22 protein-coding genes are annotated in these 21405 nt (G+C 71.4%); 8 read left to right on the top strand and 14 right to left on the bottom strand.

The genetic code is table 11. The features are described from left to right. Positions 1–37: 37 nt before the first annotated feature. From AB0G28_RS40490 to AB0G28_RS40480, 3 genes are all read right to left on the bottom strand, one after another. On the bottom strand, positions 38–799 hold the full coding sequence (locus AB0G28_RS40490) for an AfsR/SARP family transcriptional regulator (protein WP_361102418.1): 762 nt from the start codon (positions 797–799) through the stop codon (positions 38–40). Between the two features lie 98 nt (positions 800–897). Then, a complete protein-coding gene (locus AB0G28_RS40485) occupies positions 898–1527 on the bottom strand; it encodes a phospholipase (protein WP_361102415.1) in 630 nt (209 codons plus the stop codon). A 2-nt stretch (positions 1528–1529) separates the two neighbouring features. Then, positions 1530–2483: a VOC family protein gene (locus AB0G28_RS40480; RefSeq protein ID WP_361102412.1), complete on the bottom strand. Its 954-nt coding sequence runs from the start codon at positions 2481–2483 to the stop codon at positions 1530–1532. A gap of 162 nt (positions 2484–2645) precedes the next feature. Between AB0G28_RS40480 and AB0G28_RS40475 the strand changes: the two genes are divergently transcribed. Further along, positions 2646–3623, top strand: a complete 978-nt coding sequence (locus AB0G28_RS40475; protein WP_361102409.1) for a helix-turn-helix domain-containing protein — start codon at positions 2646–2648, stop codon at positions 3621–3623. A gap of 2 nt (positions 3624–3625) precedes the next feature. Here AB0G28_RS40475 and AB0G28_RS40470 read toward each other — a convergent pair whose 3' ends face one another. The 6 genes from AB0G28_RS40470 to AB0G28_RS40445 all read right to left on the bottom strand — a co-directional run bounded on the left by AB0G28_RS40470 (position 3626) and on the right by AB0G28_RS40445 (position 8156). Beyond that, complete coding sequence (locus tag AB0G28_RS40470) at positions 3626–4420, bottom strand: hypothetical protein (RefSeq protein ID WP_361102406.1); 795 nt, start codon at positions 4418–4420, stop codon at positions 3626–3628. Between the two features lie 149 nt (positions 4421–4569). Beyond that, entirely contained in the window at positions 4570–5550 is a 981-nt protein-coding gene (locus tag AB0G28_RS40465) for a trypsin-like serine protease (RefSeq protein ID WP_361102403.1), read from the bottom strand. Between the two features lie 567 nt (positions 5551–6117). Further along, positions 6118–6948 carry an FkbM family methyltransferase gene (locus tag AB0G28_RS40460; RefSeq protein ID WP_361102400.1) on the bottom strand — a complete coding sequence of 277 codons (831 nt, stop codon included), beginning with the start codon at positions 6946–6948 and terminating at the stop codon, positions 6118–6120. A 113-nt stretch (positions 6949–7061) separates the two neighbouring features. Continuing rightward, complete coding sequence (locus tag AB0G28_RS40455; RefSeq protein ID WP_361102397.1) at positions 7062–7355, bottom strand: hypothetical protein; 294 nt, start codon at positions 7353–7355, stop codon at positions 7062–7064. Beyond that, positions 7345–7935 carry a Clp protease N-terminal domain-containing protein gene (locus AB0G28_RS40450; RefSeq protein ID WP_361102393.1) on the bottom strand — a complete coding sequence of 197 codons (591 nt, stop codon included), beginning with the start codon at positions 7933–7935 and terminating at the stop codon, positions 7345–7347. The genes AB0G28_RS40455 and AB0G28_RS40450 overlap by 11 nt, the downstream gene beginning before the upstream one ends. Continuing rightward, complete coding sequence (locus AB0G28_RS40445; protein ID WP_361102390.1) at positions 7932–8156, bottom strand: helix-turn-helix domain-containing protein; 225 nt, start codon at positions 8154–8156, stop codon at positions 7932–7934. The genes AB0G28_RS40450 and AB0G28_RS40445 overlap by 4 nt, the downstream gene beginning before the upstream one ends. 92 nt (positions 8157–8248) lie before the next feature. On the opposite strand from AB0G28_RS40445, the gene AB0G28_RS40440 reads away from it, so the two are divergent. Beyond that, positions 8249–8722: a GNAT family N-acetyltransferase gene (locus AB0G28_RS40440; RefSeq protein WP_361102387.1), complete on the top strand. Its 474-nt coding sequence runs from the start codon at positions 8249–8251 to the stop codon at positions 8720–8722. Here the strand turns inward: AB0G28_RS40440 and AB0G28_RS40435 are convergent. Together AB0G28_RS40435 and AB0G28_RS40430 are read right to left on the bottom strand one after the other, a co-directional pair. Continuing rightward, positions 8715–10979: a glycoside hydrolase family 3 N-terminal domain-containing protein gene (locus tag AB0G28_RS40435; protein WP_361102384.1), complete on the bottom strand. Its 2265-nt coding sequence runs from the start codon at positions 10977–10979 to the stop codon at positions 8715–8717. The genes AB0G28_RS40440 and AB0G28_RS40435 overlap by 8 nt on opposite strands. Before the next feature lie 122 nt (positions 10980–11101). After that, positions 11102–12592 (bottom strand): right-handed parallel beta-helix repeat-containing protein, encoded by a 1491-nt coding sequence (locus tag AB0G28_RS40430; RefSeq protein WP_361102381.1) that lies wholly within the window; start codon positions 12590–12592, stop codon positions 11102–11104. A gap of 595 nt (positions 12593–13187) precedes the next feature. Between AB0G28_RS40430 and AB0G28_RS40425 the strand changes: the two genes are divergently transcribed. Further along, the gene (locus tag AB0G28_RS40425) at positions 13188–13898 is read left to right on the top strand and encodes a hypothetical protein (RefSeq protein WP_361102378.1); all 711 of its coding nucleotides are present in this window, start codon (positions 13188–13190) and stop codon (positions 13896–13898) included. 49 nt (positions 13899–13947) lie between these two features. Here the strand turns inward: AB0G28_RS40425 and AB0G28_RS40420 are convergent, their stop codons facing one another. Both AB0G28_RS40420 and AB0G28_RS40415 read right to left on the bottom strand, forming a co-directional pair. After that, positions 13948–14451 (bottom strand): hypothetical protein, encoded by a 504-nt coding sequence (locus AB0G28_RS40420; RefSeq protein ID WP_361102375.1) that lies wholly within the window; start codon positions 14449–14451, stop codon positions 13948–13950. 15 nt (positions 14452–14466) lie between these two features. Then, entirely contained in the window at positions 14467–15900 is a 1434-nt protein-coding gene (locus tag AB0G28_RS40415) for an amidohydrolase family protein (RefSeq protein ID WP_361102372.1), read from the bottom strand. A 145-nt stretch (positions 15901–16045) separates the two neighbouring features. Here AB0G28_RS40415 and AB0G28_RS40410 point away from each other — a divergent pair, with 145 nt between their 5' ends. From AB0G28_RS40410 to AB0G28_RS40390, 5 genes are all read left to right on the top strand, one after another. Continuing rightward, a complete protein-coding gene (locus AB0G28_RS40410) occupies positions 16046–16855 on the top strand; it encodes an IclR family transcriptional regulator C-terminal domain-containing protein (RefSeq protein ID WP_361102369.1) in 810 nt (269 codons plus the stop codon). 73 nt (positions 16856–16928) lie between these two features. Next, complete coding sequence (locus tag AB0G28_RS40405; protein WP_361102366.1) at positions 16929–18089, top strand: CoA transferase; 1161 nt, start codon at positions 16929–16931, stop codon at positions 18087–18089. Further along, positions 18082–18873 carry a citryl-CoA lyase gene (locus AB0G28_RS40400; RefSeq protein ID WP_361102363.1) on the top strand — a complete coding sequence of 264 codons (792 nt, stop codon included), beginning with the start codon at positions 18082–18084 and terminating at the stop codon, positions 18871–18873. Before AB0G28_RS40405 ends, AB0G28_RS40400 begins: the two co-directional genes overlap by 8 nt. A gap of 11 nt (positions 18874–18884) precedes the next feature. Then, positions 18885–19745 carry a dioxygenase gene (locus AB0G28_RS40395; RefSeq protein WP_361102360.1) on the top strand — a complete coding sequence of 287 codons (861 nt, stop codon included), beginning with the start codon at positions 18885–18887 and terminating at the stop codon, positions 19743–19745. A 5-nt stretch (positions 19746–19750) separates the two neighbouring features. Then, positions 19751–20710 carry a zinc-binding alcohol dehydrogenase family protein gene (locus AB0G28_RS40390; protein WP_361102357.1) on the top strand — a complete coding sequence of 320 codons (960 nt, stop codon included), beginning with the start codon at positions 19751–19753 and terminating at the stop codon, positions 20708–20710. On the opposite strand, the gene AB0G28_RS40385 is transcribed toward AB0G28_RS40390, so the two are convergent. After that, on the bottom strand, positions 20711–21244 hold the full coding sequence (locus AB0G28_RS40385) for a carboxymuconolactone decarboxylase family protein (RefSeq protein ID WP_361102354.1): 534 nt from the start codon (positions 21242–21244) through the stop codon (positions 20711–20713). Between the last annotated feature and the right edge of the window lie 161 nt (positions 21245–21405).

Below are 21405 nucleotides of genomic sequence, written 5' to 3'. Positions count from 1 at the left end.
GAGGTCCTGAACGAGTCGTTCAAGACGTTTGTCCGGGCTAACCGGCCAGCAGCCGGACGGCGAGTGCGGACTCTTCGAGTGCCGGGTCCTGGCGCAGGATCGCGATCTCGAGGTCCCGCAGCCGCTGGTTGGGGTCGATGCCGAGGTTGTCGGCCAAGGCGGCGCGCAGCCTGCGGTACACGCCGAGCGCGTCGGCCTGCCTGCCGGTGCGGTACAGCGCGAGCATCAGCTGCGCGTGCACCTGCTCGTCGAGCGGGCGCGCGAGGGCCAGCCGCTCCAGTTCCGGTTCGAGCTGGGCGTGCTCACCGAGGGCGAGCCTGGCCCGGATCAGGGCCAGCTGGGCCCGGGTGCGCAACCGCTCGAGGCTCGCGGCCTGCTCGTCCAGCCACGCCACACCGCCGACGTCGATCAGGGCCCGGTCCCGCCACAGGGCCAGCGCGGCGCGCAGCGTCGCGACGCTCTCGCCCGGGTCGTCGCAGTATTCGCCGCGCGCGATCAGGCGCCGCGCCTCGGTCACGTCGGTCGTGCCGGAACCGAGCAGGTAGCCCGGTGGCCGGGCGACGATCGCGGTGCGGTCGCCGAGGATGCGCCGGAGCGAGGACATGTGGCTTTGCAGGGTGTTCGGCGACACCCCGCCCGCCTCGGCACCCCAGACGGCTTCGATCAGCCAGCCCGTGCCGGCGATTCCTTCGCCGTGCAGCGCGAGTGCCGCCAGCACCGCTCTTCGCCGGAGCCCCGATATCGACACGGGCACGCCGTCGACGAGGGCGTCGACGGGGCCGAGCAGTCTGACACGCACTTGGCCTCCCCCTGAGTTTCCGCTGAAATCCCGCGGGGACGCTTGCCCCCAGCCCGCACGATTCCACAAGCCGTCGACAATCCGTCGACAGTCGCGGCTCACGGGCCGAGGCGGCCGATCACGCCGGCGGCCGCGGCGCAGGCCTCATCGGTCACGACGTGCTCGTTCCCCGGTGCGATGGCCAGGTCGACCCGGGCTCCGGCGACCTCGAAGAGCCGGCCGGTTTCCACGACCCGGTGGGCGGGGACCCAGGGGTCGTCCTCGATGCTCCGCAGCAGCACCGGCACGCCGTCGAGCTCGCCGCCGGCAAGCGGGCTGATCGGGTCGGGCCCGATGAACCCGCCGGTGAGCAGCACCGCGGCGCCGACGCGGCGCGGCCGGGTGAGCAGCAGGTGCGCCAGCAGGCAGGCGCCCTGCGAGAACCCCAGCAGCACCAGGTCGCCGGCGGCCGTTCCGGCGTCGAGCAGCGTCTCGATCCGGGCCTCGATCGCCGCGAGCGCGTTGTCGAGGTGGGGCTGGTTCCCGGCGATCGGCTCCCGGAACGGCAGCGGGTACCAGGTGCCGCCGGCCGCTGCCGGCGCGACGAACCGCGCCGGCAGCGGGCCGAGCCGCCCGGTCAGCTCGCGCATGAACCCGGGCTCCTGCCCGCGGCCGTGCACGGCGAGCACCACGACGGACGCCTCGGCCGGGCCCCAGGTCAGGACCGGCTGCCCCAGATGGGGATTCACCCTCAGCCGTCGATCGGCTCGAGCGCGGCGAGCAGTTCGTCGCGGCGGTGTTCGAACTGCTCGGGCAGCTGGAACCGCTGCCCCAGCTCGTGCGGCGATTCGTCGCAGTCCCAGCCGCCGTCGGCGTGGGTGACCGCCAGCTCGAACAGGGCGCCGGCCGGGGACCGGACGTAGACGCTCTTGAAGTACTTGCGGTCCTTCAGTTCCGAGATGTCGGTGTAGCCGCGGCCCTCGACCTCGAACTTCAGCTCGTCCTGGTTCTCCAGGGTGTCGGCGTTCCAGGCGAAGTGGTGGTGGGTGCCGGCCCCGTAGTGCCAGGTCCCCTGCTCGTCGCGGCGGTTGACGGTGATCTCGAGGTGGTTGCCGTGGGCCTGCTTCCCGAGCTGCACGGCGATCCGGTCGCCCTCTTCGGCGAGCCCGTCCTGGGCGTAGAAGGTGTCGTTGGCGAACTCGACCGTGCGGTCGGGCGTCGTCACGTGCACCCCGAGACCGTGCAGGCCGTGGATCGCGTACTCCGGCGGGACCCCGTGCCCGGCGTGACCGACGCGGTCGTCGCCTTCGTTGGTCACGAGCATGTACTCGATGCCGCACGGGTGCTCGAACGCCAGCCGCCGCCGGCCGAAGACCTCCACGTCGCGGACCTCGACGTCGTGCTCGGTCAGCCGCCGGTGCCAGTGGTCGAGGCTCCCCTCGGGGACCGACAGCAGCACCTCGCGGCTCTGGTTGGTGCCGCGTTTGCCGTACAGCCCGGCCTGCGCCCAGGGGAAGGTCGTGACGACGCTCGACGGGTCGCCGTTCGCGTTCGCGTAGTACAGGTGGTAGATCGGCACCGAGCCGTCGAAGAGGACGGTGCGCTTGATGAACCTCATGCCCAGCACCTTGACGTGGAAGTCGACGTCTTCCTGCGCCCCGCCGACGGACAGCGTGATGTGGTGGGAACCTTCGATGTAGGCCATTGCGGGCGTCTCCTCGTCGAGCTGCGGCCACTGGGGAACCCAAGCTACGAACGGCGGGCCGTCGCGGGCATCGGCGGAATGTGCACGACGATGTCGCCGATGTGCACAGCCGGGGCCACGGCGTACCCTGACCGCGTTGCCCACGTGCCCCCAGGAGCGACCATGGCCGGTTCGTTCAGCCTGCTGCCCACCGGGAGCGCGGTACCGCGCACCGCCGCCGAGGTCGGCCCGGGCGTCTGGGAACAGCAGGTCAACGCCGGCGTGTCGCTCCACTTCAGCTTCGAGTTCGACACCTCGAGGAGCTTCGCCGGTTCCATCACCCACCGCTCGCTGGGCGACCTCGGCCTGTTCGGCGTGGCCTGCCGCCGGCACACCGTCCACCGCCGTCCCGAGGACCTGACGCGCGCGGGCGACGCCTATTTCCTGCTGACCCTGCAGCTCGCCGGAGCCAAGCAGGTCACCCAGGCCGGCCGGTCCGCGACCCTCCGCGCCGGCGAGTTCGCGCTCTACGATTCGGAACGCCCGCTGACCCTCGACGTCGGCGACGGCTACCGGTCGGTGAACGTGCGCTTCCGCAAGGCGGCGCTCGGCGCCCACGACGCGGAGGCCTTCGCCGAGCTGGCGGCCCGCACGTTCTCCACCGAGCACGGCATCGCGCCCGTGGTCTGGTCGACGATCCTCAACCTGGGTTCGCTGGCCCCGGCCCACCAGTCCGCCGGAATCCTGCTGGCGGGCAACGTGATCGACATGACGGCGACGATGCTGCGAGCCCAGGCGGGCATCACCGGCCCGGCCGGCCGCGACGACCGCGCCCGGCGCCGGCAGGCCGTGCAGGCCTGCATCGACGAACGACTGTCCGATCCGGACCTGCGCGTCGAGACGATCGCGGCCGCCTGCTTCGTTTCCGTGCGCCACCTGCACGCGCTGTTCCGCGACAGCGGCCACACGGTGGCCGGGTGGATCCGCCACCGCCGCGTGGAAGCCTGCAAGCGCGACCTGGCGAACCCGGCCGCCCGCACGGTCCCGGTCGCCGCGATCGGCGCCCGCTGGGGTTTCGCCGACGCGTCCCACTTCGGCCAGGTCTTCAAGAACACCGCCGGCGTCACCCCGGCCGAGTTCCGCCGCCAAGCCTTGGCGTGAGCTCACCCGACGTTCCCCGTCAGCAGCAGGTAGCCGGCGACGAGCAGGAGCGGGCCCGCGATGACGCCGATCAGGAGGCATCCCGAGCCGGTCCGCACGTCCTGTTCGGTGGCGTCGGTCAGCTGTGCGCGGGTGGCGCCGGTGACGAGGTGCTTGCCGCGCGCCTCACCGAGCAGCGGGTGGCCGTTCCGGAACCCGGGCCGTCCCTGCACGTGGAGCGGCTCGCCGGCCGGCAACACGTCTTCGCGCACACTCCAGCCCAGCGAACTCGACAGCAGCCCGCGTTCGAACGACTCCCCGCTCACCAGGCCCCGGGCGATCAAGCCCCGCAGGTGGGCGCTTTCCCGCGCGGAGCTCACGTCCTCCGCCACCACGTGCCGCACGGGCGGCCGGTGGCCGGTCCGGCTCGAGCGGCGGACGGGGTGGACCAGCCGGCCGTCGACGAGGACCGCCCCGGAACCGTCCCGGACCGCGAACGCCATGTCGCCGCCGGCTTCCCAGGCCAGGATCGTGGAACCGCCGTCGGAAATGGTGTTCTCCACCACCTGGCTGAAGTACCACACGCACGGCTCGCCGGACAGCGGCGCGATCAGCGGTCCCGCCGGGCCGGGCGAACTCCGCCCTTCGACCGCGCACAGCCGTTGTCCCGAGGCGGTCACTTCGGCGCACCGGGTGACGGGCAGGCGGGCGAGCCGCCTCCGTTCCCGGCGGGCACCCCAGGTCAGCAACGCCCAGACCGGCATCACCATGGTCAACGCGGCACCGAGCACCAGGAGCACGACCGCGACAGCCGTCATGTCGCCCTCCCAGCCTCGGTCCCGGGCCGGGAGATAGTACCTGGGATCCGGCGCCTTTCGGGGCGTTTCGCAATACCACGAGGGGCCACCCGGCGGTGTCCGGAATGGACAGCCGCCGCGGTGGCCCCTCACCCTGCCGGGGGTGTTCCTTAGAAGCCGGCCGCCTGGGCGGCGTTGAGCACCGGGATCCACGTGTTCGACGCGGCGCGCGCGTAGAACGAGTTGGTGGACCGGTCGCTGCCGGAGGTGACCGCGAGCAGCTGGTTGCTGGCGTTGATCACCGGGCCGCCGCTCCAGCCGCCGAACGCGACGCAGTTGTTGGTGAACAGGTAGGTGTCACCGTTGAAGCCGCCCGCGTCGCGGCCGTTGCCGATGCAGTGCAGCTGGTTCTGGCCGCCGTACATCTCCTGCGGGTAGCCGTGGGTGTCCCAGCCGTTGATCGTGCCGGAGTTGTTCGACACCCAGCCGAGGCCGCCGACCACGTTCGTGATCTTGTTCGCGCCCTGCGCGGCGATCGCCACGGTCGCCACGTCGTCTTCGTGGGTGAAGCCGTCGTTGCCGTGGTTGAAGTACGTCGTCGGGATCCAGAACTGCGCGGCGTTCCAGGTGCCCAGCGGGCGGCTGTTGTTGTCGTACGACGGGATGAAGATGAAGTTCGAGCTCCAGATCGACTGGCCGGCCCCACCCTGGAACACGCAGTGCGCCGCGGTGGCGACCACGCTCTTGCCGGTGGAGTTGATGACCGAGCCGGAACAGACGTACGTCAGGCCGTCCCGGGGGTTGACGAAGAAGACCTTGCCGGTCACCCGCGACTTGAAGTCCGAGGTGTACGGCCGGGCGACCTGCGCGTTGCCGAACTGGTCACCGCCCGGCGTCAGCACCGGGTTGGCCGCCTGCGGCTGGGCCGCCACCTTGGGGACGTCCTGGGCGACCGGTCTGGCGCTGCGCAGCCGCTCCGGCGTCCAGAACTTCTCCGCCTGCCCCTGGGTGAGCCGGTCGATCTGCGGGGACTGCACGACACCGTCCGGTGCCGCCGCGGCCGCGACCGGCGCCGACGCGACCAGCGCGCCGCCGGCCACCAGGCCGGCGACCGCCAGGAAAGTTTTCAGCCGCAAAGCACGGATTCCCATATGTTCTCCTCCCAATGAATGCGCGAAAAGGCGATCGGAAAATGACCCCGGCATCCGCCACGGCCGCCAGCGCGGAAACAGGCATGGCACACCCGTGGAACGGCTACGGATGTGACCAGGCAAAGCGCGACTTCGGCAACCACGTCGTCAGCCGGGACAACCGGCCGATCCCGTTCGGCCGGCTTCCGATCTCCCCGTGATCGGTAGATCCGACAACCCCTTTGAGGCGACGCCGCACCGGGCGCCGCGGCACAGTGTTCCAATTTACCGAAGTGATGTCAACACGAGCTCGATGACCGGGAATGGCCATGATTCTTTTCCCCGCCGAAGGCCCGGGAAAGAATGAGAAATTTTCAACAACCGCTTCGGCCGATGAGTCTAAGCGTGCAACACGACCGGACCATTGGCGGCGCACCCGGTTATCAGTGGTACAGGTGCGATGTCAATCGCCCTGGAGGGCACGCTTCCGGCCGGTTTCCGATCGGAGACACCACTCTTTTGCCAGTCCTCCGGCGACGCACGATCGGCCGTTTGCGTTGCACGCCCGCCGTTACCGCCGTTCGCCGCTCAAACCCTTCCGAACGCCAATGTGCAAGGCCGAAGCGGAACGTCGTCCGGCGTTAACCCGCGGACGGTCATCGGCGGCCCGGAAGGGCCGAACCAGACGGCCTCGCCGTACAAACCGAACAGGGCGTCCGCCATGGCCTGCCACCGTGCGCGGTCGGCGGCGGTCGCCATCGAAGTCCGGTTCACCTCGAGGGTCAGCAATGGCCGGTTGTCCCGGAGCACGGCGAACGCACCACGGACGAATTCCGGTTCGAAACTCTCGATGTCGACCTTGACGACGTCGGGCGCGCCGTGCTCGGCCGCGTAGCGGTCCCCGGTCGTGACAACCACCTCGAAGCTGCCGCCACCGTCGCGCACGAGGTGGGAGCCACCGGCACCGGAGGCCAGGACGGCCATCGGCCTGCGCCCGGCCTCGTCCGCCAGTGCGGCCTCGACCGGCTCGACGTTGTCGACGCCGTTCAGGCCGATGTTCGCGCGCAGCCGCGCCATGGTGGCCGGAATCGGTTCGAAGGCGACCACCCGCCGAGCTCGCCGGGCCAGCAGAACGGTGTAGATCCCGACGTTGGCCCCGACGTCCCACACGACGTCGGCGGGTTTGATCCGCGGAAGCAGCCAGTCCAGCTCCCGTTCTTCGAATCCGCCGGACCGCACGAACGGGTAGAGCGTCAGGTCGCGGCCGATCACGAACCGGGCGCCGCGAAACTCGACGGGCCGGTCCCAGGAACGCCTGAACCTGATGCGGTTCAGCGCCGCGTACGCACCGCCGACGAGCCGGCTTTCCGCCAGCGGCGTCCGGACCACGAAATTCCGCAGGCTCCGTTCGATTCCCATGTCGATCTCTCCCCTCTCGACAACCCGGCCAAGCTAGTACAGCGCCACGGACGGCGAAAGTCGCGCGGAAGCGGGCCTGGCGCACGTCGCGGTCGCCGGCGGAATGGCCCTCGTCAGCGGCGGCTTCGGCCGGTTCCGGCGGCCGTTCGCCGGCGTGCCGGGCCGAGCGTGGTGGCGAGGGCGACCAGGGGTGCCGCCACCGACGTCACGCACACCGCGATCAGGGGTAAGCCCGGGTGGGGCCGGCCGGCGATCCCCGGCGGGAGGTCGGGTGGCCGGAAGCGCAGGCGGGTCGTCATGTGGTGCCAGACGAAGATCTCGCGGTAGATCGTGTACCAGCTGAACGCCCACCCGGCCACGGCGATCCGGCGCACCCACCGCGCCGGCCGGTGGCGGTCAGCCCGCATGACGGGCCCGGCGCAGGATGGCGGCGCGCAGGGCTTCCGCCGGGACGCCGGTGGTGTGCACGATCCGGGGCACCAGCCCGCCGTCCGCGGTGACGACCGCGACGGCGAGGGTCGTCGCGTCGACGGCGGTGCTGCCCGCGCGTTTCGCCTCGTGCACGGCCGCGTCCAGGCAGCGCTGGGCGCGGCCGGTGACGGGCAGGTGCCCGCCGGGCCGGCGGGGGCGCCGGCGGTGGTACCAGCGTCGCCGCGGCCCGGGCCGTGCCGGGCGCAGGGCCTCCGGCCCGAACGTGGCCTCGACGGTCCGGCGCACGGTCTGCAGGTCGATGCCGAGGCTGGCCAGCGCTTCGCCGTCGAGGCGGTCGAAAACGGTGGCGGTGCCGCCCAGCAGCCGCCGGGTCTGCTCGGTCACGCGCGCGGGGGTGAGTCCGTGCTCCCGCAGCACCGCGCCGGCCGGGTCCGGTGACTCGGCGACGGCGAACAGCAGGTGCTCGCAGCCGATTCCGCCGTGGCCGAGGGCGCGGGCCTGTTGCTGGGCGCGGCCGACGATGCGGCGGGCGCCGTCGTCGAACGCTCGGTTCACGATCGGCTCCTGTTCCGGCGGCCGTGCTTGCGGTGGACCGTCTGCTTGGTGACGCCGAGCCGGGCGGCGATGTCCTGCCAGCTCCAGCCCAGTGCCCGGGCCCGGTCGACCTGAAGGGTTTCCAGTTCTTCGGTCAGGATCCGCAGCGAGGCCACGGCGCGCAGCCCGATGTCCGGATCGCTGTTGGCGGCTCCGGCGGCGAGGTCGAGTGTCTTCTCCATGTCGTCAGCATAAGCTGACACAAGGTGGGCGTCAACATAAGCTGACGAAAGCGAGTTGAGGCAGTGGCTGAAGTTCCCCGAAGATGACCCTCATGACGATCACGTCAGGCACCCTGACCGTACGGCGGACCGGCGAGCACGACGCGGCGCGGGTCGCCGCGCTGCGCCGTGCGTGGGTCGAGGAGGAGTCCGGCCACCCCCTGGAGGACGACGGCTTCGAGGACCGCTTCGCGGAGTGGTACGCGGCCGAGGCCGCGCGCCGGGTGATCTTCCTGGCCGAACTCGGCAACGAGCCGGTCGGGATGGTCAACCTCGTCACCTTCACCCGGATGCCGAAACCGGGCCGGGCGCCTTCGCTCTGGTACTACCTGGGCAACGCCTTCGTCCTCGCCGGCCACCGCGACCGGGGCATCGGCACCACCCTGCTCGACACGGCGATCGGCTACGCCCGCGAGCAGGGTGCGGTGCGGATCGTGCTGGCCCCGAGCGAGCGCTCGAGGCCGTTCTACCGGCGGGCGGGCTTCGGGCCGGCGACGATGCTCCTGGCCAAGGAGCCGGTCAGGTGACGGTGAAGCGCGCGGTCAGCGTGGCCGCCGAGCTGGTGCCGACGTAGACCTCGATCTCGCCTGGCTCGACGCGGAACTTCGCGGCGTTGTCGTAGAAGCCGACGTCTTCGGGGGTGAGGGTGAACGACACCGTCTTCGACGCGCCTGCGGCCAGGGTGACCCGCTCGAAGCCGCGGAGCCGCCGGACCGGCTGCACGATGCTCGCGACCGGGTCGCGCAGGTACAGCTGGACGACTTCGTCGCCCGTGCGGCCGCCGGTGTTGGTCACCTGGGCGCTGACCTGGATCCGGCCGCCGCGGGCGGGCATCCGGGTGGCCGACAGGCGCAGGCCGTCGACGCGGAACGTCGTGTACGACAGCCCGTGGCCGAACTCGTACAGCGGGCCGGACTCCAGGTCGAGGTACTTCGACGTGTACTTGTTTGCCGGATCGGCGGGACGGCCGGTGTTCTCGTGGTTGTAGTAGATCGGGACCTGGCCGACCGCGCGCGGGAAGCTCACCGGCAGCTTGCCGCCCGGGTTGACCACGCCGAACAGGACGTCGGCGATCGCGTGCCCGCCCTGCACCCCCGGCGCCCACGCTTCGAGGACGGCCGTGGCGTTGTCGTGCAGGTACGGGATCGTCAGCGGACGGCCGTTGACCAGCACCACCACGAACGGCTTCCCGGTCTCCTTGATCGCGGCCACCAGCTGCTGCTGCACGCCGGGCAGGTCGATGCTGCTGCGCGCGGCCGCTTCGCCGCTCATGGCGGCGGTTTCGCCGACCACGACGACGGTCACGTCGGCCGCGCGGGCCGCCTGCTGCGCGGCGGCGAACCCACTGGTGTCGGTGCCGTCGACGGTGCAGCCGGCGGTGAACGTCACGGTGGCGCCGGGCGCCGCGGCCTTGATCCCGTCGACCACGGTCACCGGTGGCGTGGTGAACGCCCCGGTCCCGAGGCCCGGCCAGGTGCCGTTGAGGTCGTAGGTCGCCGCGCCGAGCGGCCCGACGACGGCCACCGAGCGGACCGACTTCGCCAGCGGCAGCACCGGCCCGTCGTTCTTCAGCAGCACCATGCACCGCCCGGCGGCCTGCCGGGACGCGGCGAGCGCGGCCGCAGAAGGCGCTTTCACTTCACCGGATTCGTCGACGTAGGGCCGCTCGAACAGCCCGAGTTCGAACTTGACCAGCAGGATCCGGCGGACGGCGTCGTCGATCTGGTCGCGGGTGATCCGGCGTTCGGCCAGCAGCTGCCTGCCGTACCGCACGTAGTTGGTGCTGACCATTTCCATGTCCACGCCGGCCGGCAGCGCGGCGGCCGCGGCGTCGGCGCCGTCCCCGGCGAGCCCGTGCAGGATCAGCTCCTCGATGCCGGTGTAGTCGCTGACGACGAACCCGCGGAACCCGTAGGCGCCCTTGAGCACGTCGTGCAGAACGTAACCGTTGCCGTGGGCGGGAACTCCGCTGATCGTGTTGAAGCTCGCCATCACCGTCGCCACGCCGGCTTCGACACTGGCCTTGAACGGCGGCAAGTAAAGGTTGTGCAGCCGCTGCGGCGAGACGTCGACGGTGTTGTAGTCCCGGCCGCCCTCCGCTCCCCCGTAGGCGACGAAGTGCTTGGCGCAGGCGGCGAGCCGGTCCGGCGACGAGTAGTCCTCACCCTGGTAGCCGCGGACCTTCGCGACGGCCATGCGGCTCGCCAGGTAGGGGTCCTCGCCGTAGCCCTCGGCGATGCGGCCCCAGCGCGGCTCGTGGGTCACGTCCATCATCGGGGCGTACGTCCAGTGGATCCCGCTGCGCCGGGCCTCCTTCGCGGCGACCGTCGCGTCGGTGGCCGCGACCCCGGGATCGAAGCTCGCGCCCTGGGCCAGCGGGATCGGGAAGTTCGTGGTGTACCCGTGGATCACGTCGAGGCCGAAAATGAGCGGGATGCGCAACCGGGTCTGTTCGACGGCGATGTGCTGCAGCGCGTTGAGCTTCGTGGCGCCCACGACCGAAAAGACGCCGCCGAGCTGCCCGGTCGCCAACGCGGCCCGCGCGGCGTCTTCGGTGCCGACGAGCTGGAGCTGGCCGAGCTTCTCCTCGAGGGTCATCTTCCCGAGGAGGGCCTCGACCCGGCCGTCGCGCTCCGGCCGGGCTGCGGGGTCCGCCGCGGCGGGCGACGCGAGCAGGGACGTGGCTCCCCCGGCGGCGAGGAGGCCGCCGACCCCGACGAGCAGGCTGCGCCGGTTCACCCCGTCGGCGGTTGCCGCGGCTTCGTGACTCCCGGGCTGTTCCATGGTGGGGACCTTTCGCGAGAGAACGGGACCAGCCAGCATAGGCACCGGCGGACACTTTCCGCCTGCTCGCTTTTCCGGTCACCTCTTGCCCGGTCACCTCTTGCCCGGTCACCACGGGCCGGTCAGCAGCGCGGCATCACGTCGTCGAAGGTCGCGCAGTTGTCCTGGTCCCACGGGGTCGACTGCCACTGGTCGGCGGTCAGGACCCGGGAGGTGTCCCCCGCGACGAACTTCCAGGGGCCGTAGTAGTCGTTGCTGAACCAGTAGTTGTCCTGGTCGTGGGTGATGGCGTCCTGGATGACCGTGCCCTTGTAGGGCGACCAGGCGGGATAGGTCCCGTAGTTGGACAGCAGGGCCATCTTGCCGCACATCCCGTTCGTGCAGCCGACGTGCGCCGGGTCGAAGCGGAACGTGTTGCTGTGCACCTCGACGAGCTGGGTCTTCCAGCGGCAGTCGTCGTACAGCGGTTCGTCCGCGATGGCCGGCGCGGAGCACTGCGTCCGGTCGGTGACGAGCTTGGTGCACGTGTTGATCGACGTGTTGGCCGGGCTGTTGCAGAACCGGTCGGCGTTCTCCCACGCGGTGATCCCGGACCAGTTGTCCTCGAAGGTGTTGTCGTAGATGTCGATCAGGTGGGTCCGGGCGGGCACCCGCGGTTCGCCGCCCGACTCCGACAGGTACACGCTGGCCACCGGGAAGTTGTCGCCCTTGTCGGACCGGCGCTTGCCGGCCACCAGGCTGTTGCGCCGCAGGACGTTGTCGCGGAAGACCAGGTTGTAGCTGATTTCGTAGAACAGCGCCTCGGCGTCGTTGTCTTCGATGAGGTTGTTCTCGATCAGGAAGTCGTTGTTGTCGGTGTCCGCCCAGAGGCCGGCGCCGTGGTTGTGGTGGATCCAGTTGCCGCGGACGTCGGCCTTGTCGACGACCCAGAACTTGATTCCGCCGCTGCACCCGCAGCCGGGGCTGCGCGTTTCCCAGTCGTCGGTGTTGTTGCCCGCGATTTCGTTGCCTTCGATGACCAGCGCGGAGATGGTGCTGTCGGAGCGGTAGGCGTTCATGCCGTATTGGCCGTTGTTGCGCAGGCAGGTGTGCCGCACTTCCTGCCGGGCACCGGCCATCAGCCCGGCGCCGGAGTTGTTCTGGATGGTGGTGTTTTCGATGATCCAGTGCGCACCGGAATCGTGGTTGACCACGCCCTGGTCCTGCGGGGCGACGAAGTTCTGGATCGTCAGCCCGCGGATCACGACGTCCTTCGCCAGCTGGGTGAAGGCCGCCCGGTTGATGCCCTGCCCGTCGAGCACCGCGCCGGGCGCGCCGAGGTAGACGTCGCCGTCCTTGGGGATGACCTGCCCGAACGGGTCCGCGGCCAGCGTGTGCTTGCCCGGCGGCAACCAGAACGTCGTCCCCGGCGGCGACTCCTGCGACTTGCGGTAGAGGTCGCCGGGCACCGCGGCGTCGACGGAGACGGCGCCCGCCGGCGCGGTCACGTTCAGCGCCGGCTGGTGATCGCACACCGGCCCGGGTGTCACCGCGGCCGCGGTCGCCGCCGGGCCGGGTGCCACGACCACCGCGGCGGGCAGGACGATGGCCAGGATCCAATTCATGCGCGACATGTCGTGCAACCTACGCAGTTCATCGCGAAACGGCTTGGGCCGAACGAGTCGTTTAAGTAACTTTTCGGGTATACCAACTCACGAAAATTTCGGTGATTACTCCACGACCGTGAAACCCGTGGGAACAATCGATTCAAGACGCCGTTATCGTGGCGCGACGCCGGTATTCGACCGGAATTCCCGCCGTCCGGCGGATATCGGTCGGGTGACCGGCCGACGGCCGGCTCGCGGCCGCGGCGGCCGGCGCGGGCGGGTCCGTCGGGGCATCGGCGGAGATCATCGGCGCCGCGGCGCCCGCGCGCGGCACCGGCCTCCCGAATCCCGGACCACGATCTTTCCCGTTAAACGGAGAACTACCTGAGCGTGTGATTTCACGCCATTCATCACGCCTGCTTCTTCGGGGGCGGCCTATGCTGGTCCGACCGTGTTCCGGATTTGTCCTCCACCCGGCGGTTCCCGCACACCGATCGGGTATTTGCGCAGGTCAGCGGCCCAGAATGGGCGGTACCGTGCAGAGCGGACAGAACTTCTGCCCCGACCTCCCGGGCCGGAGAATTCACCCGGGAGCCGCACTGAGAAAGGACCCCGAGAAATCATGTCTGCATTGCGACGACTGGCTGTCGCCGGCGCTTTCGCGCTGCCGCTTTCCCTCGTCATCGCCTGTCCCGCGACCGCCGATCCGCTGGGGTGGCCGGACGAAGGGTGGAGCGCCGAAAGCTCCGGCAGCTGGGCCGGCATCGGCGGGGCCGGCACGACCGACACCGAGGAGGGTTCGGACTGGTGGGGCCACCACTGGTCCGAGACGGAGACCGCCGTGGCCGGCATCGGCGGCGCCGCCGTGACGCATTCCGGCGAGTCCGGCTGGGACTCGGACGACGACTACGACGCTCCCGCCGTGGCCCGGCCCCACCACGTCGTGGGCCACCCGGACCCGGTCATGGACGAGGCGCCCGCCGTGCGCCCGGTGTACGACACGAGCACCGACGACACGGACGCCGATGACGTCGGTTACGCCGCCGAGTCGCACTCGGCGGGGGTGGACGGCGCGTCCTCGGCGCACGTCGTGAGCCACGCGGGTGAGCACCACGCCGTCTACGAGGCGGAGAAGCTGACCGCCGGCCCGTACGGCGCATCGTCGGAGGGTGCGCACTCGGTGGCGGTGCCGGACTACGCCGGTCACCACTCCTGGTACACCGCGGCGGGCGTGGACGGCGCCGAAGCGCACTCGGTCACCGCGGTGGCCGACGCCGACGACTGGACCGTCGACCACGCCGTGCACCACTACTTCGACGACGACCAGGGCTGACGCTCGCGGCCGAAGCGGGCCGGGTCCGCGCGGTACGGACCCGGCCCGCTCAGTGCGCGGAAGTGGACTGGAGCAGGCCGAGGACGGCGGCGGACTTCGCCTGGTCGAGGAACCGCAGGCCCATGAAGTGGTCGCCGGGGTTGAAGCCGGGCAGTGCCCAGATCTCTTCGTACGGCAGCTCGACGCGCCGGTAGCGCCGCAGGCTGTAGACGTTGCTGAACAGGCACTTCCCGGGGTCGGGGCGCCACAGCCGGCGGGCGAACGCCGGGTTGCGGAACCCGTGCCCCACCTCGGCGGTGGCCTGGACGTGCTTGCGCCCGGTGAAGAGCACGACGTCGCCGGTGGTCACGGTGTCCATCCGGCGGTCGTACTTGTCCTTGGCGCCCCAGAACCGCGCTCGCCCGCCCGGGTGCAGGGCGTCGAGGCGGGCGAGGTCCGCGGGGTCGAGGAGGTCGGCGAACTCGCGGAAGGCCACGGTCCGCTCGAGGGACTCCGATCCGTACCGGCGTGCGTCCGGCGTGCCGTAGGCGGGCTGGATGAAGACCTGGGCCACGGCCGGAACGGTAGCTCAGCCGCCGTGGGTGCTGTCGCTCTGGTAGTCGGTGTAGGTGTAGGGGTTGTCGAGGATCTTCGTCTCCGGGACGTCCGGGTTCATCCCCTGCCGCCACGCCTCCTCGCCCAGCTGCGCGCGCAGGTGCTCCACCGTCTCCTCGACGCGGCGGCGGACGGCCGCCAGGTCGACGCCCACCAGCCGGCCGTCGCGCTTGACGATGCGGCCGTTGACCAGCACGGTGTGGACGTCGCCGCGCTGGGCCTGGAACGCCACGTGGCCGTAGGGGTTGAGCAGCGGGAACGACGCCGGTGAGTCGTCGTTCTTCAGCAGCACCACGTCGGCCTTCTTGCCGACCTCGAGGCTGCCGAGGTCGGCGCGGCCCAGTGCCCGCGCGCCGCCGCGGGTGGCCCACTCGACCACCTGCTCGGCTCGCAGTGCCGCGTGCGTGACCGTTTCGCCCTTGGCGTGCGCTTCCAGGTGCTCGCGGGACCGGTCGGCGCCCAGCGTCGCGCGCATCGCCGAGAACAGGTCGCCGCTCCACCACACCGACGTGTCCATCGACAGCGACACCGGGATGCCGTACTTCCGCAGGGCCCAGGTGGGCGGGTAGCCCTGGCCGGCGCTCTGCTCGCTTTCGGTCGAGACCGACACCGAGCCGCCGGTCGCGGCGATCCGGTGGTAGGAGTCGGCCGACAGCGACGCGCCGTGGACGTAGATCGTCTCCGGCGTCATGAACCCGTGGTCGTGCATCAGCCGGATGCTGTCGTCGCCGGTGGCGCCCCAGACGCCCGCGTGCGTGGTCACCGGCACGCCGAGCTCCCGGGCGACTTCGAAGGCCGGCTTCTCGGGGAACTCCGGGTCGCCGGTGACGTCGAAGGCGAGCTGGAAGCCGAGCAGGTCGTCGCCGGTGATGCGGCGGGAGACGAAGTCGCGGAACTCGGGGGTGCCGGTCCAGTTCGCCGGCGCGTCCTGGATGTTGCCGTAGGCCAGGACGAACCGGCCGGGCACGGCTTGCAGCGCGTCGGCCGCGGCGTCGGCGTGCTGGGTGGTCTGCAGGCCGTGCGACCAGTCGACGGTCGTGGTGACCCCGGCTTCCAGGGCCTCGAGCGCGCCGAGCAGGTTGCCGGCGTAGATGTCTTCGGGGCGGAAGACCTTGCCCCACTCGAGGTAGTACCAGACGAAGTACTGGGTGAGTGTCCAGTCGGCGCCGTAGCCGCGCATGGCGGTCTGCCACAGGTGGCGGTGCGTGTCGATCATGCCGGGCAGGACGATCCCGCCGCTGGCGTCGATCTCGGTCGTGCCCGGCGGCACCTCCAGTGCCGGGCCGATCGCGGTGATCCGGTCGCCTTCGACGAGGACGTCTTCGCCGACGAGCACGCGGCGGGCGTCGTCGAGGGTCAGCACGGTGCCGCCCCGGAGGACGACCGGACCGTCGGTGGGCTGCGTCATCGCTGCCTCCAGTTGCGTACACTCGTCCGCCCTGCGGACACTTGAGGGGCGCAGTCACCTTTGCCCAGTGCCGCGCCGGTGTCAATCCCCGCCGCCTCCCCGCCGCTACGCTGCCCGGGAGGACCACTGCAGGAGGAGGTCGCGCATGCCACGCGAGGGAACGGGTCCCGACTTCATCGAGGCGCTGGCGCGCGGGCTCGAGGTGATCACGGCGTTCCGGCCGCAGCGGCCGGAGATGACGCTGGCCGAGGTGGCCACGGCCGCCGGGCTGGCCCGCCCCACCGCGCGCCGGATCCTGCTCACCCTGGAAGAGCTCGGTTACGTCCGCGCCGACGGCCGTGGCTACGCCCTGACCCCGCGCGTGCTCGACCTCGGCGTCGCCTACGTGCGTTCGATGGGCCTGTGGGACGTCGCCCGGCCGCACCTGGAGCGCCTGGTCGCCCGCACCGGCGAGTCGTGTTCGATCGCCCAGCTCGACGGTTCGGACATCGTCTACGTCGCCCGGGTGGCGGTGCCGAAGATCGTCGGGCTGACCGTGCAGATCGGCACCCGGTTCCCGGCGCTGCCGACGTCGCTGGGCAAGGTGCAGCTCGCGGCCCTGCCGCCGGACGAGCTGGACGCGGTGCTGGCGCAGCCGACGCGCTCGGGGCTGGTGCCGCGCTGGCAGCCGGAGCGGGCCGAGCGCGACGCCGAGCTGCGCGAGGTCCGGGCCCGTGGCTGGGCGCTGACCGACGAGCAGCTCGCGCTGGGCATCCGCTCGGTGGCCGCGCCGCTGCGCGACGGGTCCGGCCGGGTGATCGCCGGCGTCAACGTCAACTGCCACGCCGCGGAGACGCCCGTCGACCGCCTGCTGGAGCACCACCTGCCGTTGCTGCTGCAGACCGCCGGGGAGATCAGCGCCGACTTCGCCCGGCTGGACGACGTCCCGCACGTGACCGTGCCCGCCGTGTCTTGACCCGGTCCGCGCGCCAGAGCAGACTGCTTCGCGGACACTCGTCCGCTGAACGGACAGAAGGCGAGGAAACCGGGTGACCACCACCGCAACGGGCCCGCTGGCGGGACTGCTGGTCGCGGACTTCTCCCGGGTGCTCGCCGGCCCGTACGCCACGATGCTGCTGGCTGACCTGGGTGCCGACGTCGTCAAGGTCGAGGGCCCGCAGGGCGACGAGACCCGCACGTGGATGCCGCCGGTGCGCGGCGACGTCTCGACCTACTACCTCGGCGTCAACCGGGGGAAGCGGTCGATCGCCCTCGACCTGCGGGAGGAGGCGGACGCCGCGGTCGCCCGCGAGCTGGCCGCCCGCGCGGACGTGGTGATCGAGAACTTCAAGCCGGGCGGCCTGGCCAAGTACGGCCTCGACTACGCCGCGGTCAGCGCGGCCAACCCCGGCTCGGTCTACGCCTCGATCAGTGGGTTCGGCTCGGGCGAGGGACGGCACGTGCCGGGTTACGACCTCATGGTGCAGGCGATCTCGGGTTTGATGAGCCTGACCGGGGACCCGGACGGGCCGCCGTACCGGGCCGGGATCTCGGTGTTCGACGTGATGGCGGGCAACCACGCGGTGATCGGCATCCTCGCCGCGCTGCGCCACCGCGACGCGACCGGCGAAGGGCAGCACGTCGAGGTCAACCTGCTGTCCTCGGCGCTGACCGGGCTGGTGAACCACAGCTCGGCCTACGCCGCCGGCGGCGTGGTGCCGTACCGGATGGGCAACGCCCACCCGAGTGTCTTCCCCTACGAGCCGCTGCCCACCGCCGACAACGACCTGATCGTCGCCGCGGCCAACGACGGGCAGTTCCGCCGGCTGTGCGAGGTCCTGGACCTGCCGGATGTCCCGGACGACCCGCGGTTCGCCCGCAACGCCGACCGCACGAAGAACCGCGAGGAACTCCGGCCGCTGCTGGAGGAGCGCCTGAAGACCCGTGGCGCGGACGAGTGGTTCGACGCGCTGACGAAGGTCGGTGTCCCTTGTGGACCGATCAACACGATCGACGGCGGCTTCGCGATGGCCGAACGATTCGGGCTGGACCCGGTAGTCGAGGTCGGCGACGGCGACCGCGCCGTCCCCACCACCCGCCACCCGATCCGGTTCTCCGCCACCCCCGCCGCCTACCGGCTGCCGCCGCCGGAACTCGACGAGCACGGCGCGGAACTGCGTGCGTGGCTGACGGAGGCGGCGAATGACTGACCCGGTCTACGAAACCGCGCTCGGAGCGTCCACAAAGGACAAGATCACGCTCCTCGGCCAGGACCTCGCCGAGGACGTGATGGGCACGGTCGGCTTCGGCGAGCTGGCCTTCTGGCTGGCGACCCAGCGCCGTCCGGCCAAAGGGGAAACCCGGGTCTTCGAGGCGGTGCTGGCCGCGCTGGCCGACCACGGCTTCACCCCGACCGCGATCGTCACGCGGCTGACCTACCTGTCCGCGCCGGACTCGGTCCAGGGTGCGCTGGCCGCGGGCCTGCTGGGTGGCGGGTCGCGCTTCTTGGGGGTCACCGAGGACTGCGGCCGGTTCCTGCACGCCGTGCTGGCCGAAGCCGAGCTGCCCACGGACGAGGCAGGCTGGGACGCGCTCGCGCTCGAAACCGTCCAAAAGCGCCGTGCGGAGCGGAAGTTCGTCCCGGGGCTCGGGCACCACGTGCACAAGGACGGCGACCCGCGCACCCCGCGGCTGTTCGCGATCGCCGACGAGGAGGGCCTGCGCGGCCCGCACCTGGAGCTGTTCGCCGCGATCGGCCGGGTGCACCCGCGGGTGCTGGGCAAGACGCTGCCGCTCAACGGTGCCGGTGTCTGCGGGGCCGCGCTCGCCGACCTGGGGCTGCCGCTGGAGCTGCTGCGGGGGTTCGCGTTGCTCGCCCGGACCGCCGGGCTGATCGGCCAGCTCGCCGAGGAGCTGCGGCACCCGGTCGCGAACGACATCTTCCTGTCGGTCGACCTGAACAACCGGTCGGTCGCCCCGGATCCGGAACCGTGAGAGGAACGCCGATGCAGCTCGTCACCGAGGACAACATCACCGAGCTCGCCGCGGAGCGCTGGGCGAGCGCGCACGACCCGCGGACGGCGGAGGTCATGGCCGCGCTCGTGCGGCACCTGCACGCCTTCGCCCGCGAAGTGCGGCTGAGCGAGACCGAGTGGATGGCCGCGATGCGGTGGCTGACCCGAACCGGGCAGATCAGCGACGAGAAGCGGGAAGAGTTCATCCTCGCCTCCGACGTGCTCGGCCTGAGCATGCTGGTGGTCCAGATGAACCACGCCTTCGACGCGAAGGCGACCCCGGCCACCGTGCTCGGCCCGTTCCACATCGACGGCTCGCCGGAGAAGGACTTCGGCGGCGACATGTCCGACGGCTTGCCCGGCACGCCGCTCTACATCACCGGTTTCGTCCGCGACCTCGACGGCTCGCCCGTCACCGGTGCGGTCCTCGACGTGTGGCAGGCCGACGAAGAGGGCGCGTACGAGTCGCAGATCCCGGACGTCGACGAGGCCCGGCTGCGGGCGAAGTACAGCACTCGCGCCGACGGGTCCTACTGCCTGCGGACCATCGCGCCCAAGGGGTACTCGATCCCGATGGACGGCCCGGTCGGCGAGCTCATCCGCGGCACCGACATCAGTCACTTCCGGCCCGCCCACGTGCACTTCCTGATCAACGCCGCCGGTTACGAGCCGCTGATCACGCACCTGTTCCAGGAAGGCGCGCAGTACCTCGACAGCGACGTCGTGTTCGGCACCAAGCAGGAGCTGGTCGTCGCCTTCGAGCCGCGCGATCCCGGGCCGACGCCGGACGGCGGGGAGTCGGCGGAGCCGTGGCTGGAAGCGCGGTACGACTTCGTCCTCCAGCCCGTCTGACCGCCGTGCGCGCCGCTGAGATCCGGGCGGCCGGGCAACCCCCGGTGGTGACCGGCCGGCCGGACCCCGAGCCGGGGTCCGGCGACATCGCCGTGAGTGTCACGGCGGCGCCGATCACCCCGCTCGACCTGCTCTGCGCGTCCGGCACGTCCTACTTCGGCGTTCCCTCGACGCCGTATGTGCCGGGAGTGCAGGGCGTCGGCGTCCTCACGCGGCCGATGCCGACGCACCCGGCGGGGACGCCGGTCTGGTTCGCCACGACCGCGGGCATGCGTCCCGGGGACGGCAGCATGGCCGAGCACGCGGTGGTCGCGCCCGAGGATCTGGTCGCCCTGCCGCCCGGTGCCGACCACACGCTCGTCGCGGCGCTCGGGCTGTCGGCGGTAGCGGCGTGGATGTGCCTGACGGCGACGGGCGGGCTCGCGCCGGGCGAGACCGTGCTGGTGCTCGGGGCGGGCGGCGTGGTCGGACAGGCGGCGTTGCAGCTGGCGCGGGTGGCCGGCGCCGGGCACGTCGTGGCGTGCGCGCGCTCGGATGCCGCGTTGGAGCGGGCCTTGCGGCTGGGCGCGGACCGCGTCGTCCGGCTCGAGGAGGGTGACGACGCGGGTTCGCTGGCGCGGCGGCTGGGTGAGGCCACCGGGCCGGTGGACCTCGCCGTCGACCCGGTGTGCGGAGTCCCGGCCGCGGCGGCGCTGCGCACCCTGCGCCAGGGTGGCCGGCTGGTCAACCTGGGCAGCGCGGCCGGCGAGGAGTTCGCGGTGCCCTCGGCCGTACTGCGCAGCCGGTCGCTGCGCGTCCTCGGCTACACGAACAACGAGCTCACCGCCGACGAGCGCCGCGAAGCCCTCCTCACCGTGGTGGCTCACGCGATGGCGGGCGAGCTCACGGTCGGCTACGAGCGCGTCCCGCTCGCCGACGCCGGCGACGCCTGGACGCGGCCGGGCCGGATCGTGCTGGTGCCCTGATCAGCGGCCGTACCCCTCGGCGGCGAGCACCTTCCCGATCTGGTCGTAGACGGCCGGGTCGTCCGGCGCCACGGTGGCGAGCCCGTCGACGTACCGGTTGTACATGCAGAACGCCGCGGCGATCAGGACGGTGTCGTGCAGCTCGAGGTCCGTCGCCCCCTGGGCACGCGCGGCGGCGACCAGTTCGGGCGTGACGGCACGGCCGGTCTCGCGGACGGCGAGGGCGATCCGCAGCAGGGACTTGAGCTTTTCCGAGACGGGCGCGTCGTCGACCCCGGCACAGGCTGCGTCGACGACAGCACGGCCGCCGTCGAGGGTCTCGGCCGCGGCGGCGGCGTGGCTGCCGTGGCAGAAGCGGCATTCGTTGCCGTTCGACACGACCGCCGCGATCAGTTCGCGCTCCCCGACGGTGAGGCTGCTCGGGCCGCGCAGGAGGGTCTGGGCCAGGTGGTTGAGCGGCACGGCGGTTTCGGGCCGGTAGGCCATCAGCGACCGGATCCCGGGCAGCTGCGGGTCGAGCGGAATGTGCGGCATCGTTCCTCCTTTGCGGGGGTGGAGATCGTCCCCGCGCAGTCTTTCCGGCCGCGAAGGTCCGGCCAACCTCCGTATTGCCCAACCGGGGCTGCCGAGAGCGCTTTCCACAGTGGACTGAACCAATGGCCGACCACAGTCAGTGGAGCAACGATCGTGACATA

This window comes from Amycolatopsis sp. NPDC021455 (genome assembly GCF_040640995.1).
GTDB lineage: Bacteria > Actinomycetota > Actinomycetes > Mycobacteriales > Pseudonocardiaceae > Amycolatopsis.
Note: the sequence above shows the minus strand (reverse complement) of the source record. Positions and strands in the feature narration are given on the sequence as shown.